General features: G+C 69.3%; 15 protein-coding genes. 5 read left to right on the forward strand and 10 right to left on the reverse strand.

All coding sequences use genetic code 11. The features are described from left to right. Positions 1–81: 81 nt before the first annotated feature. Complete coding sequence (locus ACSMFO_RS11840; protein ID WP_436458583.1) at positions 82–1,545, reverse strand: alpha/beta hydrolase; 1,464 nt, start codon at positions 1,543–1,545, stop codon at positions 82–84. Between the two features lie 174 nt (positions 1,546–1,719). Between ACSMFO_RS11840 and ACSMFO_RS11845 the strand changes: the two genes are divergently transcribed. Next, positions 1,720–3,210 carry an FAD-dependent monooxygenase gene (locus tag ACSMFO_RS11845; RefSeq protein ID WP_436458585.1) on the forward strand — a complete coding sequence of 497 codons (1,491 nt, stop codon included), beginning with the start codon at positions 1,720–1,722 and terminating at the stop codon, positions 3,208–3,210. Between the two features lie 59 nt (positions 3,211–3,269). Here the strand turns inward: ACSMFO_RS11845 and ACSMFO_RS11850 are convergent, their stop codons facing one another. Genes ACSMFO_RS11850 through ACSMFO_RS11865 form a run of 4 tightly spaced genes read right to left on the reverse strand, consistent with a single transcriptional unit; the run spans position 3,270 to position 8,019 of the window. Next, on the reverse strand, positions 3,270–4,259 hold the full coding sequence (locus tag ACSMFO_RS11850) for a TIGR03842 family LLM class F420-dependent oxidoreductase (RefSeq protein WP_436458586.1): 990 nt from the start codon (positions 4,257–4,259) through the stop codon (positions 3,270–3,272). 10 nt (positions 4,260–4,269) lie between these two features. Then, a complete protein-coding gene (gene hydA, locus ACSMFO_RS11855) occupies positions 4,270–5,655 on the reverse strand; it encodes a dihydropyrimidinase (RefSeq protein ID WP_073846487.1) in 1,386 nt (461 codons plus the stop codon). After that, positions 5,655–6,497: a nitrilase-related carbon-nitrogen hydrolase gene (locus tag ACSMFO_RS11860; protein WP_038517092.1), complete on the reverse strand. Its 843-nt coding sequence runs from the start codon at positions 6,495–6,497 to the stop codon at positions 5,655–5,657. The genes hydA and ACSMFO_RS11860 overlap by 1 nt, the downstream gene beginning before the upstream one ends. Beyond that, complete coding sequence (locus ACSMFO_RS11865) at positions 6,448–8,019, reverse strand: NCS1 family nucleobase:cation symporter-1 (protein ID WP_038517089.1); 1,572 nt, start codon at positions 8,017–8,019, stop codon at positions 6,448–6,450. The genes ACSMFO_RS11860 and ACSMFO_RS11865 overlap by 50 nt, the downstream gene beginning before the upstream one ends. Before the next feature lie 241 nt (positions 8,020–8,260). Between ACSMFO_RS11865 and ACSMFO_RS11870 the strand changes: the two genes are divergently transcribed. The 3 genes from ACSMFO_RS11870 to ACSMFO_RS11880 all read left to right on the forward strand — a co-directional run bounded on the left by ACSMFO_RS11870 (position 8,261) and on the right by ACSMFO_RS11880 (position 11,651). Next, positions 8,261–8,944: a response regulator transcription factor gene (locus tag ACSMFO_RS11870; protein WP_038524060.1), complete on the forward strand. Its 684-nt coding sequence runs from the start codon at positions 8,261–8,263 to the stop codon at positions 8,942–8,944. Then, a complete protein-coding gene (locus ACSMFO_RS11875) occupies positions 8,941–9,966 on the forward strand; it encodes an ATP-binding protein (protein ID WP_436458588.1) in 1,026 nt (341 codons plus the stop codon). Before ACSMFO_RS11870 ends, ACSMFO_RS11875 begins: the two co-directional genes overlap by 4 nt. 122 nt (positions 9,967–10,088) lie before the next feature. Continuing rightward, positions 10,089–11,651 (forward strand): DUF4153 domain-containing protein, encoded by a 1,563-nt coding sequence (locus ACSMFO_RS11880; protein WP_436458590.1) that lies wholly within the window; start codon positions 10,089–10,091, stop codon positions 11,649–11,651. Between the two features lie 120 nt (positions 11,652–11,771). Here ACSMFO_RS11880 and ACSMFO_RS11885 read toward each other — a convergent pair whose 3' ends face one another. Next, entirely contained in the window at positions 11,772–12,137 is a 366-nt protein-coding gene (locus ACSMFO_RS11885) for an SSI family serine proteinase inhibitor (protein ID WP_436458592.1), read from the reverse strand. Between the two features lie 59 nt (positions 12,138–12,196). Then, on the reverse strand, positions 12,197–13,819 hold the full coding sequence (locus tag ACSMFO_RS11890; RefSeq protein WP_436458593.1) for a PucR family transcriptional regulator: 1,623 nt from the start codon (positions 13,817–13,819) through the stop codon (positions 12,197–12,199). Positions 13,820–13,962: 143 nt separating this feature from the next. Between ACSMFO_RS11890 and ACSMFO_RS11895 the strand changes: the two genes are divergently transcribed. Further along, positions 13,963–15,459, forward strand: a complete 1,497-nt coding sequence (locus ACSMFO_RS11895; protein ID WP_436458594.1) for a CoA-acylating methylmalonate-semialdehyde dehydrogenase — start codon at positions 13,963–13,965, stop codon at positions 15,457–15,459. A 360-nt stretch (positions 15,460–15,819) separates the two neighbouring features. On the opposite strand, the gene ACSMFO_RS11900 is transcribed toward ACSMFO_RS11895, so the two are convergent. The 3 genes from ACSMFO_RS11900 to ACSMFO_RS11910 are packed head-to-tail and all read right to left on the reverse strand — an operon-like array spanning position 15,820 to position 19,042. After that, a complete protein-coding gene (locus tag ACSMFO_RS11900) occupies positions 15,820–17,010 on the reverse strand; it encodes an FAD-dependent monooxygenase (protein ID WP_436458595.1) in 1,191 nt (396 codons plus the stop codon). 11 nt (positions 17,011–17,021) lie between these two features. After that, positions 17,022–18,494 carry an MFS transporter gene (locus tag ACSMFO_RS11905; RefSeq protein WP_436458597.1) on the reverse strand — a complete coding sequence of 491 codons (1,473 nt, stop codon included), beginning with the start codon at positions 18,492–18,494 and terminating at the stop codon, positions 17,022–17,024. 47 nt (positions 18,495–18,541) lie between these two features. After that, positions 18,542–19,042 carry a MarR family winged helix-turn-helix transcriptional regulator gene (locus ACSMFO_RS11910; RefSeq protein ID WP_436458599.1) on the reverse strand — a complete coding sequence of 167 codons (501 nt, stop codon included), beginning with the start codon at positions 19,040–19,042 and terminating at the stop codon, positions 18,542–18,544. Positions 19,043–19,098: the final 56 nt, after the last annotated feature.

Here is a 19,098-nt window from a genome sequence, read left to right on the forward strand (position 1 = left end):
AGTGGCGAGTGTCGTTAGAACGACCCGAAACACTCACGACCACCCGCACCGACCCCTCACCTGCCTTCGCGAGGCCCTGGCCTATCTGGCGTCGAAAGGCGCGTGATCCGGGGCGCAGACGGTGCCGCGTGCCGGAAGGCGTCCGTGGGTCAGGTAGGCGTCGACGGCCGCGTCGACACAGGCGCTGCGGTTCAACGCGCCGTGCCCCCACGCGTCCAGCGTCAGGAGCCGGGCGTTGCCGAGGACGCGTTCGGTGCGTTTCGCCCCGGCGTACGGGGTCTCCGGGTCGCCCTTGCCGTTGGCCAGCAACAGGATCGGCGAGGTCGGCCGGTTCCACGGTCCCGTGTACCGCGCGTTGTCGGTAGCGGGCCAGAAGGCGCACGGCAGGGAGAGATACGTGTCGTACGAACCGAAACCGCGGCCTTCCCGGTCGGCCGCGCGGGCGGCGCGGGGCCAGGCGGCCGGGTCACGCGGATTCGCGGTGTCCGCGCAGATCGTCCCGCCGCCACTCATCGCGGAATCGAACGGTGTCGCGATGGCCTTCGCCGCGACGGGTTTCGTCGCGGACTGGAGGAATTCCGCCAGCGCTGGGGAATTGGCCTCGTCGGTCAGCGCGTTGTGGGTTCGCCGGACGACCTCCTGGTAGGTGATCGGTCCCGGTGTGGCTTCGAGCCGGTCGAGGATCGCGTCGTACTTGGCCCGCAGATCCGTCCCCGGTTCGCGGAACGCGCACCGGACGTCGGCCGCGCACGTGTCGAGGAAGGCCTGCAGCGCGCGGTCCGCGTCCCGGAAACCGCCGAGCCTGGTGCTGAACGGGACGTTCGCGTCCTCCGGGCGGTGCCCGGTGGACCAGGCGATCGGATCGTCGACGGCGTCCAGTGCCAAGGCGCCGACACGATGCGGGAACAGGTTGGCGTACACCTCGCCGACGTAGGTGCCGTAGGAAAGCCCGTAGTAACGCAGGCGGGGCTCACCGACGGCTTGGCGCATCCTGTCGAGGTCCCTGGCGACGTTCGCCGTCGACAGGTGGTTCAGCAGCGGCCCGGCGTTGCGGCCGCAGGAGGCGGTGACCTCACGGGCGTCGGCGAAATGCCGGGTCTCCTGCTCGGCGGTGATCGGGAAGGTGCCCAGGATTCGTTTGAGCGGCTCGGTTTCCGCGTCGCTGGTGAAGCACCGGACCGGTGTGCTGGCGCCGACGCCGCGCGGGTCGAAGCCGACGATGTCGAATTGCCGGTGCAGGGACGGGGTCTGGAATCTGCTGAAGCGGCCGTGGTTCCCGGGGCCGCCGGGGTTGGTGAAGAGGGTGCCGCGTTTGTGCTTCCGGTCCGTCGCCGGGAGACGGCCGAGCGCGATGGTGATCCGCGGTCCGTCCGGGTCCCGATAGGACAACGGGACCTCGATCTCGGCGCAGTCGTAGCCCGGTGGCGACCCGGACGGACAGGCGCCCCAGGCGAGGCCTCTCGGCGCGGCCGAAACCGCGGGCGTGATCGTGAGGGCGGCGAGTGCGGAAAGAGTGAGTGCGGCGGCGATGCGGATTCTCGTCACCGGGCCAGCGTCTCGCCTCGCGGGCGCGCGATCCCTGGTGCTCGTACCCGGAAACATGGTGGGGTACGCCCCTCCATGTTCAACATATAGCGCACCCGGGGGCTTGCGGCAAGACCCCGGTGATGCCGCAGAATCCTCGGCCGTAGCCAGAACAGGCCGAACAGGAGTGAAGATTTGACGGACGTCGACGTGATCATCGTGGGTGCCGGCCCGACCGGTCTGATGCTGGCCGCCGAACTGCGGCTGGCCGGTGCGCGCCCGCTGGTCCTGGAACGGCGGCCGGAACAGGGGAAGACTCCGAAGGCCCACGGCCTCAGCGGGCAGATCCTGGACCTGCTGCACCATCGCGGCCTGCTGGAGAAGGTGCGGGGGCTCGTCACCGATCCCGTGCCGCCGCACCGCTTTCCCTTCGGCGGGGTCCACGTCGACCTCACCCGGTTCGACGAGCCGCCGCTGAAGGCGCTTTCGGTCCGGCAGCAGTCGCTGGAGCGGCTGCTGGAGGAGCACGCCACAGGACTCGGCGCGGAAGTGCGTCGCGGGCACGAGGTCGTCGGGCTGCGCCAGGACGACGTGTCGGTGACCGCCGAGGTACGCGGCCCGGACGGTGCGTACGAGGTCACCGCCCCGTATCTGGTGGGGTGCGACGGCGGGCGCAGCCCCGTCCGGTCGATGGCGGGGATCGGCTTCCCCGGCACCACCTATCCCGAGGTGAACCGGATCGGCCAGGTCAAGATCCCCGAAGGACTGACCGTGCACGACAACGGCGACATCGAGACGCCGGAGCTGGGCCGGATCGAGGCGGGCTTCACGCGCACCGGCTCCGGCGTGTTCGCGCTCGGTTCGCTGACGCCGGGGATCCTGTTCATCCAGACCACGGAGGACGATCCCGGCGAGGTCGACGACGACGTGCCGATGACCTTGGCCGAACTCGGGGACAGCATCCGCCGGGTGCTCGGCGGGGACGTCCCGCTGGGCGAACCGGTCCGCCTCTCGCGCTACCAGTTCTCCGCCCGCCAGGCCGAGCGCTACCGCGAAGGCCGGATCCTGCTGGCGGGCGACGCGGCACACCTGCTGCCCTCCACCGGCACGGCGATCAACGTCGGCATGTCCGACTCGGTCAACCTCGCCTGGAAGCTGGCCGCCGAGATCCAGGGCCGGGCACCGGAAGGGCTGCTGGACACCTATCACGCGGAACGGCACGCCGCCGGTGCGCGTGCGCTGCTGCAGTCCCGGGCGCAGGTGGGGTTGCGGCGCGGGCACGACGAAGCCGCCGAAGCGCTCCGCGCCGTCTTCCAGGAACTGCTGGACGACGAGCAGGCCGCGCGACGGCTGGCCTCCCACGTCGCCGGGACCGACACGCGCTACCCGATGCCGGGTTCCCCGCACGCGCTCGCCGGCATGTTCGTCCCGGATCTCGCGCTGCAGACCGACGATGGCACGACCAGTGTCGCCGAGCTGCTGCGTGGGGCGCGGCCGGTGCTGCTCGACCTCGCGGGCAGGCCTGATCTGCGTGAACTCGCGCAAGGCCGCGCCAACGTCCACACCGCGAAGGCCGAGGATAGGCCCGCCGACGTCCTCCTGATCCGCCCGGACGGCTACGTCGCCTGGGCAGGCGACGACGCCGAGGGCCTGCGTGAGTCCTTCGCCACCTGGTTCGGCGCCTGACCCCACGCATTTCGTCCTCTGAATGCGGAAGAACGCATTCAGAGGACGAAATGCGGGTGTCAGCGGTTGATGACCTCCGAGCCGTAGCGCTTCAGGGTTTCCTCGCGCTGGTCGTGCATGAGGTACAGCGAGAACTGGTCGACACCGAGCGAAGCCAGCTCCTCCAGCCGTTCGACGTGCGCCGACGACGGCCCGAGCAGGCAGAACCGGTCCACGATCTCGTCCGGGACGAAGTCGGTCGACGGATTCCCCGCCCGCCCGTGGTGCGAGTAGTCGTAGCCCTGCCGCTCACGGATGTAGTCGGTCAGCTCGTGCGGCACCGGCCCGGAATCGCCGTACCGCGCCACGAGATCCGCGACATGGTTGCCGACCATCCCGCCGAACCAGCGCAACTGTTCGCGCTGATGCGCCAGATCGTCGCCGACGTACGCCGGGGCCGCGAGACAGATCGTGATCCCGGCCGGATCCCGCCCCGCCGCGCGAGCGGCCTCGCGGACGGAACCGATGGTCCACCGGGCGATCGCGGGATCGGCGCACTGCAGGATGAAGCCGTCAGCGTGTTCGCCGACGGTCTTCAGCGCCTTCGGCCCGTATCCCGCCATCCACATTTCGAGCCTGCCGTTGCGGATCCACGGAATCCGCACCGGCTTGTCCCGCAGCAGGACTTCGCGTCCTTCGGCCAGTTCCTTGACCACGTGCATGCACTCGCGCACGGTGGCCAAAGTGGACGGTGGCATGCCGACCACCCGGTGCGCCGAGTCGCCGCGGCCGATCCCGCACACCGTCCGGTTGCCGTACATGTCGTTGAGTGTGGCGAAGGTCGACGCCATCACCGACCAGTCCCGCGTGGCCGGGCTGGTCACCATCGGGCCCACGATCATCGACGACGTCGCCGCGAGGATCTGCGAGTAGATGACGAACGGTTCCTGCCACAGCACGCACGAGTCGAACGTCCAGCCATAGCGGAAACCCTGGTCCTCTGCCGCCTTCATCAGCCGCACGAGGTCGCGCGCGGGCGGATCGGTCTGGAGAACTATCCCGAAGTCCATGGCGGCCGCCTCAGTTCAGGTACTGGTTCAGGTCGCGCGAGAGGAATTTCCCGTGCGTCGTACTGCCCGAGAAACCGGACGGCGACACCACCACGCGCCCGCGCGAGAGCACGGTGTCGACCTTGCCGGTGATCTCCATGCCCTCGTAGGCCGAGTAGTCCACGTTCATGTGATGCGTCTCGACCGACAGGGTCTGCTTCGCCGCCGGGTCGTAGACGACGATGTCCGCGTCCGAACCCGCCGCGATCACCCCCTTGCGCGGGTACAGCCCGAACATGCGCGCCGGGGTGGTCGAGCAGGTCTCGACCCAGCGTCCGAGCGTGAGCTCGCCCGCCACGACCCCTTGGTGCAGCAGATCCATCCGGTGCTCGACGCCGGGGATCCCGTTGGGGATCGCGCGGAAGTCGCCGCGGCCGAGTTCCTTCTGGTCCTTGAAGCAGAACGGGCAGTGATCCGTCGACACCACCGACAGATCGTTCGTCCGCAGCCCCCGCCACAGATCCGCCTGATGCGACTTCTCGCGCAGCGGGGGAGAGGCGACGTACTTCGAACCCTCGAAATCGGGTTTCGCCAAGTCCTCGATGGACAGATAGAGATACTGGGGACACGTCTCCGCGAAGACGTTCTGCCCGTCGTCACGCGCTTCCGCGACCGCCGCCAGCGCCTGCGACGCCGAGAGGTGCACGATGTACAGCGGTGCCCCGGTCACCTTGGCGAGCTGGATCGCGCGCGAGGTCGCCTCGCCCTCCAGCTCCGGCGGGCGGGTGAGCCCGTGCTGCACCGGGTCGATCTTCCCGGCGGCGAACGCCTGCGCGGCCAGCTGGTCGATCGCGATGCCGTTCTCCGCGTGCATCATGATCGTCGCGCCGATCTCGCGCGCCTTCTGCATGGCCAGCAGGATCTCGCCGTCCGTGGAGTAGAACACCCCCGGATACGCCATGAACATCTTGAAGCTGCCGACCCCGCCGTCGACGCAGGCCTGCATCTCCTTCAACGACGAGTCGTTGACGTCGGAGACGATCATGTGGAAGCCGTAGTCGATGGCGCAGTTGCCGTCGGCCTTCTCGTGCCATTTGTCCATAGTGGACAGCAGTGAGGTGCCCTTGGCCTGGACGGCGAAGTCGATGATCGTGGTCGTCCCGCCCCACGCCGCCGCCGTCGTCCCGGTGCCGAAGGTGTCGACGGAATGCGTCCCGCCGAACGGCATCTCCATATGGGTGTGCGCGTCGATCCCGCCGGGCATGACGTACTTCCCGGTGGCGTCGATCACCGAGTCGGCGGGCCCGAGCGTGCCGGGGGCGCCGACGGCCGAGATCGTCTCGCCGTCGACGAGGACGTCCGCCGCCGAGGCGCCCGCCGTGGACAGCACCCGCCCGCCGCTGATGAGGGTGGTCATCACGCCTCCGCGAGGGGTCCGTAGCTGTCGGGACGCCGGTCCCGGTAGAAGGCCCACAGATCCCGTACTTCGGCGAGCTTGCCCATGTCGAGATCGCGGACGACGATCTCCTCCTCGGTATCGGACGCGGCTTCGCCGACGAGCTGGCCGCGCGGGTCGGCGAAATACGACTGGCCGTAGAAGTCGTTGTCGCCCAAGGGTTCCACCCCGACGCGGTTGATCGTGCCGACGTAGTACTCGTTCGCGACGGCGGCCGCGGGCTGCTCCAGCCGCCACAGGTACTCCGAAAGACCCCGGCTGGTCGCCGACGGGTTGAACACGATCTTCGCCCCGGCCAGGCCCAGCGCGCGCCAGCCCTCCGGGAAATGCCGCTCGTAACAGATGTAGACGCCGATGCGGCCGACGGCGGTGTCGAACACCGGGTAGCCCATGTTCCCGGGCCGGAAGTAGAACTTCTCCCAGAAGCCCTTCACCTGCGGGATGTGGTTCTTGCGGTGCTTGCCGAGGTAGGTGCCGTCGGCGTCGATCACCGCGGCGGTGTTGTAGTACACGCCGGGCTGCTCGACCTCGTACATCGGCACGACCAGCACGACACCGTGCCGTTCGGCGACCTCCTGCATGAGCTTCGTCGTCGGCCCGTCGGGGATGCCTTCGGTGTAGGAGTAGTAGTCGGTGTCCTGCACCTGGCAGAAGTACGGGCCGTAGAACAATTCCTGCAGGCAGACGACCTGCGCGCCCTGCGAAGCGGCCTTGCCGATGGCTTCGACCGCGTTCGCGATCATGGACTCCTTGTCACCCGTCCACCGCTGCTGGATCAATCCGGCTCGGACCACGTCGCTCACTTGCATCCTCCTCGATATCGGTGGTGCGCTTGCGTTCGGGCAGGGACAGCAGCAGGTAGACGACGAAGGCGCCCGCCAGGCCGACGACCCAGTTGTAGTCGTAGAGGGGTTTCAGGAACGGGATCAGCCCGTCGGCGGGGAACGGCCCGCCGTACGCGCCGCCGACCGCGAGCACGGCGCCGGCCAGCGTCGCGACGAGCGCGCGCCAGTTCCAGCCGCCGTTGAACCAGTAGATGCCGCGTTCGGTGTACAGATCCCGCAGGCGCAGCTTGGTGCGGTTGACCACCCAGTACCCGGCGACCAGCACCCCGGCGACGGCGCCGAGCAGGCCACCGTAGAAGCCGAGCCACGCGAAGATGTAGATGTTCGGGTCCGAGTAGAGCCGCCACGGCTGGATGACGATGCCGATGATGCCCGTGATCAGCCCGCCGACCGCGAAGGTGATCTTCTTCGGGAAGGCGTTGGAGAAGTCGTAGGACGGGCTGACCACGTTGGCCGCGAGGTTCGCCGACACGGTCGCCAGCACCAGTGCGACCAGCGCGACCACCACGACGACCGGGGAGTCGAACCGGTCGGCCAGTTTCGCCGGATCCCAGATCTGCTCGCCGTAGAGGACGCTGCCGCCCGACGTGGTCAGGATGGCCACGATCGCGATGAACGTCATCGTGGTCGGCAGGCCGAGGATCTGGCCGCGGACCTGCTTGCCCTGGCTGCCGCCGAACCGGGTGAAGTCGGGCATGTTCAGCGAAAGCGTCGACCAGAACGCGATCATCGCCATCAGCGACGGGGCGAACACCTTCCAGAAGTCCGGCCCCCAGCCGAGTTTGCCGGGTTCGGACAGGATCGGGCCGAGCCCGCCCGCCTTGACCAGCACGTAGCCCAGCAGGATCAGGAAGCCGACCGACACCAGCGGAGCGGTCCAGTTCTCGAATCGGCGGACCGCCTCCATCCCGCGCCAGATGATGAGCATCTGGAACAGCCAGAAGAGGCCGAACGAAAGCCACAGTGTCCAGTGCTGGCCGAGGACGACGGCGGAGTCCTTCCAGCCGGAACCGGCCAGCCGCCCGACGATGATGTAGATCGCCTCGCCGCCGACCCAGGTCTGGATGCCGAACCAGCCGCACGCGATGAACGCCCGCAGCAACGCCGCAAGATTCGCGCCGCGCATCCCGAAGAAGGCGCGGGCGAACACCGGGAACGGGATGCCGTACTTCGTCCCGGCGTGGCTGTTGAGCAGCATCGGGATCAACACGATCAGGTTGCCGATGGTGATGGTGAGCAGCGCCTGCACCCAGTCCATGCCGAGCGCGATCAGCGAGGCCGCGAGCGCGTAGGACGGGATGTTGTGCGCCATGCCCATCCACAGCGCGAAGTAGGTGTACGTGGTCCAGGTCCGCTTTTCGACCGGGACCGGGGCGAGTTCTTCGTTGTAGAAGCGGCTGTCCTTCAAGGACTCGACCTCGCCGAGTTCCACCCGGCCATCAGGATGCACGTGCTGCGTACCGCGTGCCGTCGGCTCCATTGCGGAATCGTGCTCGCCCGCGCCGCGCGGGTGGGACTGGCAGACTGTTCACTGTTGAGGGTGTCGGAACGCAGACTGTCGATTGCGTTCGACGGGTCCGAGTGCATGACCTGCGTCACACACACGGGCGTAGTGATCCGGCAAACCGGCCGAAACATCTCCACAGGATCTCCACAGCTCACCCGGATGGTCTCCACGGCCGATGCCTACAGTCATCCCCATGGAACTGGGAGGACGCCGGGTGCTGGTCGTCGAGGACGACGTGACCATCGCGGAGAGCATCGCCGCGCGTTTGCGGGCCGAGGGATTCTCGGTCGACCTGGCGCACGACGGCCCTTCCGGTGTCGAGGCGGACGCCGAGCGGGAGCCGGACCTGGTGGTGCTCGACGTGATGCTGCCGGGCTTCGACGGGCTGGAGGTCTGCCGCCGGATCCAGGCCCGCCGCCCGGTCCCGGTGCTCATGCTGACCGCCCGCTCGGACGAGACGGACATGCTGATCGGCCTCGGCGTCGGCGCGGACGACTACCTCACCAAACCGTTCTCGATGCGGGTGCTCTCGGCGCGGGTGCACGCGCTCCTGCGCCGCGTCGAACGGTCCGCACGGGCCGAAGGCGAGGACGCGGGCACGAAGATCGTGCTCGGCGACCTCGAAATCGACGTCGACCAGCGGCGGGTCACGCGGGCGGGCACCCAGGCCCAGCTGACGCCGATCGAGTTCGACCTCCTCGTCCACTTCGCGAAACGCCCGAGGGCGGTGCAGCCGAGGGAACGGCTGCTCAGCGAGGTCTGGGACTGGGACGTCGCGGGTACCGGTTCGGGCACCCGCGCCGTCGACAGCCACATCAAGGCACTGCGCCGCAAACTGGGCGCGGACCTCATCCGCACCGTGCATGGCGTCGGCTACGCCCTGGAGGTGGGATCGTGAAGCTCCGCCAGCTGCTCGGCCGTGTCGTCGACGCGCTCCCGAGACCGCTCGACCCGGTGCGCTCCATCAAGCTCAAGCTCGCGATCCTGCTGGTGTCGTCGGGCGGGATCGCGTTCGCCTTCTTCAACTGGCAGATCGGCTGGCTGCCGCCGCGGACCACGATCGCCGCCATGGTGCTGGCCGTGGTCACCTCGCAGATCCTGGCGCACGGCATGACCAGGCCGCTGCGGGAGATGACCGCCGCGGCCCGCGCGATGGCCAAGGGTGACTACACCCGGCGGGTCCGCGCGACCGCCCGCGACGAGGTCGGCGAGCTGTCGCACGCCTTCAACCAGATGGCCGCCGACCTGGACGCCTCGGATCAGCGCCGCCGCGAGCTGATCGCGAACGTCTCCCACGAGCTCCGCACCCCGATCACCGCGCTGAACGGGGTGCTGGAGAACCTGGTCGACGGGGTCGCCGAACCCGATCCGGCGACGCTGAAGACCGCGCTGCAGCAGACCGAACGGCTCGGCAGGCTGGTCTCGGAACTGCTGGACCTCTCCCGGATCGACGCGGGCGCCTTCCCGTTGCAGCTGGAGGAGTTCGATCTCGAACTGCTGCTGGAGGAGGTCGCCACCGAAGCCGGGGTCACCGGCCGCGGCGTGCGGTTCTCCGTCGACGTCCAGCCGCCCGGCGCGACCGCCGTCGCCGACCGCGGCCGGCTCTACCAGGTCGTGGTCAACCTGCTCGACAACGCCGTCCGGCACGGACCCGCCGGGGGAGAGGTCCGGGTGCGGGCGGAGGCCCGCGAGGCCGACGTCGTCATCGAGGTCGAGGACGAAGGCCCCGGGATCCCGCCGGGGGAACGGGACAGCGTGTTCGAGCGGTTCACCCGCGGTGAGCGGGCCGGTGGCGGGGGCACCGGCCTCGGGCTCGCGATCGCGCGGTGGGTGGTGGACCTGCACGACGGCAGCATCGCCGTCGTCACCCCCGAAGGACGGCCGGGCTGTGTCATCCGCGTCGTGATCCCCGTTCCGTAGGGGCTGAAGGGGACTTTCCCCGCATGCGATGGGGCGAAAGCGTCCTTCACCGCATGACATGAAGCGAAGGACGCTTTCAGCCCCTTGCCAACTTGATGTGCTTTCGCAAACTGGAGGACTCGATGAGCGAAGAGCAAGAGGAGAAGCAGGCGCACGCGTCGCCGCCCTCGGCGACGACCACCCTGCCGCCCGCCCCGCCGGTGCCGCAGGTGCCGATACTGATGCGGCCGCGGGTACCGCCGAAGTCGGCGATCGTCCCGCTGCCCGCCTCCGTGCTGCCCGCGGCGGTCGCGGCCGGGCTGGTCGCCGCCTTCGTCATGCCGGACGACCCCGGCGCGGGCTGGTTCGTGGCGGGGCTCGCCTTCGCGGCCGCCGTCTACTTCGCCGACAAGCGCGCCCGCGGCGACGCCGCACAGCATTTCGGGCTGGTCAACGCGGTCTGGGCGGCGGCCGCCCTCGGACTGCTCGCGGTCGGGATGTTCCGCGCGTCGGTGTGGCTGAACGTGCTGTGCGTGCTGGCGGCCTTCGTCGCGGGATCCCTCGCTGTGGTCGGGAAACGCACCGTGAACACGATCGTCTACGACGTCTTCGCGGTCCCCATCGAAGCGCTGCTTTCGATCCCGTGGGTCGGGCGCGGGCTCACGAAGCTCGGCAAGAAACAGGAAGGCCGGACGCGGCCGAGGTTCCTCGTGCCGGTACTGGCGAGCGCCTTGCTGCTGCTGGTGTTCGTCCCGCTGCTGCGTGGCGCGGACGCCGCGTTCGCGAGCGTCGTCGACGCGGTGATCCCCGAACTGAACCCGGGAACCTTCGTGCGCTGGGGTTTCCTGTTCGTGGTGGCCGCGTTCGCCGTCACCGGGGCGTGTTACCTGCTGGCGGCGCCCCCGCTGCCCGCCGCCGACGACGCACCGCGCAAACGGCTCGCGCACCGGCTCGAATGGACGTTGCCGCTGGGTGTGCTGGTGCTGCTGTTCACGAGTTTCGTCGTGGTCCGCTTGGTCGTGTTGTTCGGCGGCACCGAATACCTGCTGGCCACGAGCGGCCTGACGGCGGCCGAGTACGCCAGGAGCGGGTTCTGGCAGCTGTCCGCCATCACCGTGCTGACGCTGCTGCTGGTCGCCGCCGCGCTGCGCTGGGCGCCGAAGACCTCGGTGGCCGATCGTGCCTGGCAGCGCGGACTGCTCGGCGCGTTGAGCGTGCTCAGCCTGGTGCTGGTCGCGTCGGCGTTGAGTCGCATGTGGACATACCAGCAGGCGTACGGGTTCACCGTGCTGCGGCTGCTGGTCGAGGTCTGCGAGCTCTGGATCGGCCTGATCTTCGTGCTGGTGCTCGCGTCCCTGATCCCGCTGCGGTCGGCCTGGCTGCCGCGCGCGGCCATCGGAGCGGCCGTCGCGGCACTGCTGGGGTTGGCCGTGCTCGATCCGGAACGGTTCATCGCTGATCGCAACATCGACCGGCTCGCGCACGGCAAGACACTCGACACCACTTACCTGTCACGGTTTTCCGCCGACGTGGTGCCGTCGGCCGACCGGCTCCCCGAGCCGCTGCGGTCCTGTGTGCTCGGACCGGTCGTGCGGGGAATCCCGGAAGATGATTGGCGCGAATGGAACCTGAGCCGGTCCCTCGCGCGTCAGACCCCCGTCACCGCGAAGGACGGGACCGGCTGCCGGTACGTGATCCGTCCTTGAGCCGTGACCCACGGCCTTGATCGCCCTCTTTGGGGGTGAGGGCGATCAAGGCGGCGGTGAACGGCGCCGCCGGGCCACCGAGGGGGAGGTCCGGCGGTCACCTCGACGGAAGTGTCTCGGTCAGAAGGTGAAGACGCCGGCCGACTCGGCGTCGGCGACGCACCGGTTGGCGTACGAGCTTCGGAAGGTGACCGGTTCGCCGCGCCATTTGCCGACCGCGGAGACGTCCACCGGCGAGTATTCGAGGGTGCAGGCCCGCGGTTCCGGCCGGAGCCTGTCGAACTTTCCGTCCACTTCGGACAGTTTGCCGCAGGCGTTCCCGCGCGAGGGGTGGGAACCCCCGGTGGGCCCGCAGGTGAGCGAGACGGTGCCGATCCGGCCCCTGGTGTCGTGGCTGGTCAGCTGAAACGTGGATTCGGCGGGTTGCGCCGGGGCCATACAGGCCAACGCGAGCACGCAGGCGCCGATCGGTTCGAAGAAAGCCATATCAACCCTATCGGCTGACGTGGCCCGATCACTGTGTTCCACGCTCGGGTGAGATTTACTCACCCGGACGTGTGGTCGTCCGCTTTTCGAATGTCGTGGGCGAGCAAAGCGACATAAAGCGAGAGCATCGACTCCGGATCTTCGAGCCGCACGCCCAGGACCTGCTCGATCCGGGCCAGCTGCTGGTAGTACGCGGTGCGGGAGGTGTGCGCGGCGGCGGCCGCCGCGGACTTGTTGCCGCCGTGCTCGCAGTAATGCCTCAACGCCTGAACGAGTCTGCTGCCCTGCGCGGCGTCCCGGCTCAGCAGCGGGCCGAGCTCCCGCGCGGCGAACGCGGTGATCCGTTCGTCGCCGGCCAGCAGATGCAGCAGTCCGCGCAACCGGACGTCGTCGAGCCGGTGGACCACCCGTTCGACGTTTTCGGCGAGCGCCGCGGCGGCGACCTGCGCGGCTTCGACGAGCGTCCGCCGTGCTTCGGCGGGCCCGCTCCCCGTGGTGCCGACCGCGACCACGGCGGGCGCGCCCGCGCGGGCCTCGTGGACGTCGGTGGCCAGGCGCCGCAGGACCGCGTCGACCCCCGCCTCCGGCGAGAGCGCGATCAGCGCGCGCACCTGCGTGTCGTCGGTGGCCACCAGCGCGGACACCTTGGCGTGCCGCGCGGCGAGCACCGTCGCCTCGGCGAGTTCCCGCAGCAGCACCGGAGTGGACTGCGCGGTCTTGGCGGTCACGGTGATCCGGGGCCGCACGGCGACCCCGACCAGCAGCCGCCCGGTCAGCGGGACACCCAGCGCGGAAGCCCGCGCGGTCAGTTCGGCGGGCGGCACCGGGTTCGCCAGCAGTTCGGTCAGGATCGCGCGGTGCGCCTGGCGTTCGAGGCTGTCGGTGTCCTTCGCGACCAGCCGGTGGACCGCGAGCGCGGACGCGGCCCGTTCGGCGACCACGACGTGCCGGTGCGGCGGCTGATCCCCGCAGACGACGACCAGCCGTCCCCAATCGTGCCCGCGCGCGCCGACCACGGTGATCAGCCAGCCCGCGCCCTGGTGGTAGCCGGTCCGCTCGCCGACCTGCACCGGCCGCGACCGGGACGGCCAGCCGGGCAGCAGCTCGCCGGGATCGGTCCCCGCCGTGTCGTAGGCGAGGACCTCGTGCGACAACGTCTCCAGCACCACGGGATGTTCGGTGAGCCTCGCGACCTCCCGCAGGATTTCCCCCGGCTCGGCGCCGGCGATCGTCAACGCGGTGAAGGTCTCGTGGACGCGCTCGGCCGCGCGCAGTTCGTCGACCTGGGCGTCGACGATCAGCCCGTTCACGGCCTCAGTGACCGACACGAAGCGCGTCTCGCGCGAAAGGGTGATCAGCGGGACACCGTGGCGGTCCGCGGCGTCGACCAGCGCGGGCGGCAGCTTCTCGCTCCAATGCCGGACCAGTTCGACGACGATCCCGGCGACCCCGATACCCGCCAGATCACCGACGTACCTGGCCAGCGCGGCGCCGTCGTCGGGCAGCGCGACCCCGGTCGTGAGCACGAGTTCCCCGCCCCGCAGCAACGGGGCGATGTCCGCGACCTCGGCGACGTGCGCCCAGCGGACCGGCGTGTCCAGCCCCGCCGCCCCCGCCACCACATGGGGCCTGCCCTGACGCAGCACCGGCAGCGCGAGCACCTCGGCGACGGTCGGGTACATCGGCCTCCCACCCGGTTCGACAACGCTGGAGACAGACTGTACGGGCGGGACCGGGAGTCCGTACACGTTGACGATGGCGTCGGTGTGGCGCGCGCACCCAGACTCGACCGGGAGCAGGTATCAGGACCAGGAAGGCGGAACCCGTGACCGACCGCATCAACCACTGGATCGACGGCAAATCGTGCGAAGGCGTGAGCGAACGATCGGGTGACGTGTTCGATCCGGCCACCGGCCAGGTGCGGGCGAAGGTCGCCTTCGCGGCGCAGGACGATGTCGACGCCGCCGTCGCGGCCGCGTCCCGGGCACTGCCGGGCTGGCGCGGGACGTCGCTGGCCGGGCGGACCCGCGTGCTGTTCGCCTTCCGTGAGCTGCTTTCGGCGCGGCGTCACGAACTGGCGAAGATCGTCACCAGCGAACACGGCAAGGTCGAATCCGACGCCGCCGGCGAAGTCGCGCGCGCGATCGAGAACGTCGAGTACGCCTGTGGCGCTGCCCAGATGCTCAAGGGCGGGTTCAGCGAGAACGCCTCGACCGGTGTCGACGTGTACTCGATCTCGCAGCCGCTGGGCGTGGTCGGCGTGATCTCGCCGTTCAACTTCCCGGCGATGGTCCCGCTGTGGTTCGTGCCGAACGCGCTCGCCTGCGGCAACACCGTCGTGCTCAAGCCGAGTGAGAAGGACCCGTCCGCGGCCGTGTTCATCGCGGAACTGTTCGCCGAGGCGGGCCTGCCCGACGGCGTCCTCAACGTCCTGCACGGCGACAAGGTGGCCGTCGACGGCCTGCTGGAACACCGTGACGTCAAGGCGATCTCGTTCGTCGGGTCGACGCCGATCGCGAAGTACGTCTACGAAACCGGGACCAGGCAAGGGAAACGCGTGCAGGCGCTCGGCGGCGCGAAGAACCACATGGTGGTCCTCCCGGACGCGGACCTCGACCTCGCCGCCGACGCGGCCGTCTCGGCGGGCTTCGGCTCGGCGGGGGAGCGGTGCATGGCGGTGTCGGTCGTGGTCGCGGTCGACCCGGTCGGCGACGAACTGGTCGCGAAGATCGCCGAGCGGATCAAGCGGCTGCGCGTCGGCGACGGGATGCGGCCCACCTCGGAGATGGGGCCGCTCGTCACCGCCGCCCACCACGAACGCGTCGAGTCCTATGTGGAGGCCGGGGTCGAAGCGGGCGCCCGGCTCGTCGTCGACGGCCGCGGCATCGAGGTCGACGGCGAGGACGGCGGCTTCTGGCTCGGCCCGACGCTGTTCGACCAGGTCACTCCGGACATGTCCGTGTACACCGACGAGATCTTCGGTCCGGTGCTGGCGGTCGCGCGGGCCGAGGGCTACGACGCGGCGCTGGAGCTGATCAACGCCAACCCCTACGGCAACGGCACCGCGATCTTCACCAACGACGGGCGGGCCGCGCGGCGGTTCCAGAACGAGGTCGAGGTCGGGATGGTCGGCGTGAACGTGCCGATCCCGGTGCCGGTCGGCTACTACTCGTTCGGCGGGTGGAAGGACTCGCTGTTCGGGGACAGTCACGCCTACGGGCCGGAAGGATTCCACTTCTTCACGCGGACGAAGGTCGTCACCTCGCGGTGGCCCGATCCTTCGCAGGGCGGGGTGAACCTCGGGTTCCCGCGCAACAGCTGACGACAGCGCCTTGTGAGTGGCGAGGACGGTTCTATTGAGGGGTAGGGCAAAGGTCGCGTGATGAGTCGGCGGTGCGAGCGGGCTCGCCACCGAGACCTAGCGCCGCCCGGACTGTCCAAAAAGGATACTTTTCGAGATCGAAGTGTCCGATTTAAGCACTTTGCGCAGCGTTGGCCAGGAGTCGTGAGTGGCGATGGTCGTTCTAACCCTCTTTATCACTCACGACTCCTCGTGCAATCGGATATACAGGCGCAAAGTAGGCGCACACTGCTCGGAAAGTGGCCACTGTGGACACCAAAGGCCTCAGGCTGCACAACGCGCCACATTTGACTTACCCCTCAATAGAACCGTCCTCGCCACTCACGAGGGTGTCTGGGCGTGATAGGCGGGCAGGTCGATGGCGTCCGCGGGTGGGGTCGTGAATCGGCGCGTGAGGCGGCCGATCGCGGGCTTGGTGGCGAGACCGGCGAGGGTGGTGAGGAGCCGGATGCCGATGCGGGTTTTCGGGGACGCCAGCCGTGGCGCGAACCACGAGACTTTCTGCGCTTGGATGACGTAGGGTCGCATGATGGTTTCGTAGGCGCGGAAGGCGTCGTGGTGGCCGGCGTGGCGGCCGAGTTCGCCGGCGAGGACGTAGGCGCCGACGAGAGCGAGGCTGGTGCCCATGCCGCTGAGCGGTGAGGCGCAGTAGGCGGCGTCGCCGACAAGGGCGATCCGGCCGCGTGACCACTGCTCGAGACGCATTTGCCCGACGGATTCGAAATGGAAGTCCGGGGAGTCGCCCATCGCGTCGAGCACGCGTGGTGTTTCCCAGCCGGCGTCGGCGTAGTGGCGGTATAGAAAGTCTTGCTGTGCCGGGGATCGCAAGCGATCGAGCCCGGGCCGTGGGTACAGGAAGGACAGTGCGGCGCGAGTGGTGCCCTGGTTGTCGGGGCGCAGGACGACCACACGGCGGCCGGGGGCGTTGTACCACCGGGCCCAGCGTTCGTCCGAATCGCCGCGGGGAATGGTGAAGTACGCGGTGTACAGGCCAAACGAGCGGGTGCGGGCGATGTCGGCGAAGACGAGGTCCCGGGTGCGGGACCGGAGACCGTCGGCGAGCACGACGAGATCGAACCGCCGGTCCTCGCCGTGGCGGAAGGCGACGTCCACGCCGTCGCCGGTGTCGGTCAGCCCGGTGATCTCGTCGCCGAAAACGTAGTCGACGTCGTCCCGGGTGTGCCGATGAAGCAGATCGGCGAGTTCGCCGCGCAGGAGTTCCAAATCGGTGACGAACCCGTCGCCGTCGGCGCCGAACGACGCGCGGATCCGGTCGTGCTCGTCGACGAAACGCAGGCCTTCTTCCCGAGTGACACGGTCGCGGGCGGCCTGTTCGAGACCCATCCGTTCGATGACGGTGCGGCCGGCGCCGCGCAGGTCGACGGTCTGCCCGCCCAGACGTGGTTCCGGCGCGCGTTCGAGCACGGTCGCGCTCATGCCGTACCGGTGAAGCCAGTAGGCCAGTGCGGGCCCGGCGATACCGGCGCCGGAGATCAGAATGTTGCGGGACAAGGGATCTCCGTTCACGAGGCGGTGTGGGAGACAGGCACGGCGCTCGCCGGGAGCGCGGGGTCGGCGTCCGTCTCGTCGGGGCGGGCGCGACGAGGGAACAGCGGTGAGATGAGCAGGAACAGCGCGATGACGACCGCCTGGACCACGAGGGCGTCACGGAAACTTTCGGTGACCTGGCCGGTGAGGGCACCGGCGAAGAACACGGTGCTGAACACCGCGACACCGACCGAACCGCCGATCGACTGGACCGCGGACAGGACGCCGGAGGCGGAACCGACCTCGTCGTCGTCCACGGCACCGAGCACGGTGTTGAACACCGCGGCGATCACGATGCCCGCGCCGATGCCCGTGACGGCGCTGCCGGGCACGATCCGCCAGATACTGAACCCGGCGGTGTCGGCAAGGGAGAACCACAGCCACGCGACACCGGCGAACTGGACCACCGCCCCGGCCTGCAACACCCGCCTGCCGAGTTTGGCGGCGAGCAGCCCGCCGCTGATGGTGCCGCCGACGGCGGTCCCCAGCGCGACCGGGAGGTTGCCCAACCCGGCCTGCCCGGCGGAGTACCCCTGACCGAGCTGAAGGAAGAACGTCAGCACCAGCTGGGTGCCGATGAGGCCGCCGAAGAACAGCGCGACCGCGACCAGGCCGACGGTGAACGCGGACTTGCCGAACAGGCTCGGGGTGACCAGCGGCGTCCGGCCCCGGCGCTGGGCGCGACGTTGCCACAGCGCGAATCCCGCGTAGCCGAGCGCCGCGGCGGACAACGACAGCCACGTCCACAGCGGCCAGCCCGAAGCCTGCCCTTCGTTGAGCGGGAGAACCAGCAGGGCCGAAGCGGCCGCGACGAGTACGGCCCCCACGACATCCACGCGCAGCGTCCCGGCCCCGCCGCTGCGGGGCACCAGCCGCCAGGCCAACGCCAGCGCGGCGAGCCCGACCGGGACGTTGACCAGGAACACCAGCCGCCAGCCGAGACCGAACAGGTCCCAGTCGACCAGCGCGCCGCCGAGCACCGGGCCGAGCACACCGCCGAGGCCGAGCACCGGACCGAACAAGGCGAGGGCCTTCGTGAGCTCCCGCGGTGCGAGGTTGTCGCGCATGATGCCCAGGCACTGGGGCAGCATCATCGCCCCGGCCAAGCCCTGGACCAGCCGGAAGGCGATCAGCAGGCCGATGCTCGGAGCGATCGCGCACAGCAGCGACGCGAGGGTGAAGGCGACGAGACCGGCCAGGAACATCGGCCGACGGCCGAAACGGTCACCGAGCCGTCCCCCGAGCACGAGGCCCGCGCCGAGCGTCAACGCGTAGCCGCCGATGACCCACTGAAGCCCGACCGCGGTCGCTCCCAGGGACCGCTCCAGCGAGGGGCCCGCCACGTTGACGATCGTCGAATCGAGCAGATCCATCAGTTCGACGACGAGCACGGTGGCCAGCAGCCACCACGCCGCTCGCGGCGATGTCTTCTTTTCGGGTACGGACATGCTTGTCTCCGGATTCGTGGGTGGGCTTGCCTGTCGCGGTGGGAACTTCAGCCCTTGGGGAAGGAATCCGCCGTGTCCGTGTAGATCCGCACGACACCGGTCAGGAAGTCGTTCACGACATCACGGTCTCGGGGGGCCAGGGCTTCGACGAGGCCCTCCACGCCGCGCAAAAGCGGATGCAGGTGACCGAAGAGCCGTTCCATCGACTGCGCGACCGGTTCGACGATGACCTTGCGGCGATCGGTGGCGTGTGGACGGCGGACGATGTGCCCGGCCTTCTCGAGCCGGTCCACGATGTGCGTACTCGCCGCGGTCGAGACCCGCAGCCGGTCCGCGAGTTCCTTGGCGGTCAGCGGGCCGTCGGTCGCGAGATGCTCCAACGCCGCCAGGTCCGTGGCGTTGATCCCCAAAGCGCCGCTCAGCCGCTGCTCGATCACCCGCGTCAGCGCGCCGACTTCTTGCAGGCGTTCCATCACCGTGTTGCCCACGCCCGGCTGTCCGGACGCGGGTGGGGAGTCGGCGCGACGAGAACCACGGGAAGAAGTCATGCCGAGAAGACTACTAGCTAAGTTACTAACTAAATTAACTAAATACTGTGGCGGTC

Source organism: Amycolatopsis sp. w19, assembly GCF_051373225.1.
Lineage (GTDB): Bacteria > Actinomycetota > Actinomycetes > Mycobacteriales > Pseudonocardiaceae > Amycolatopsis > Amycolatopsis japonica.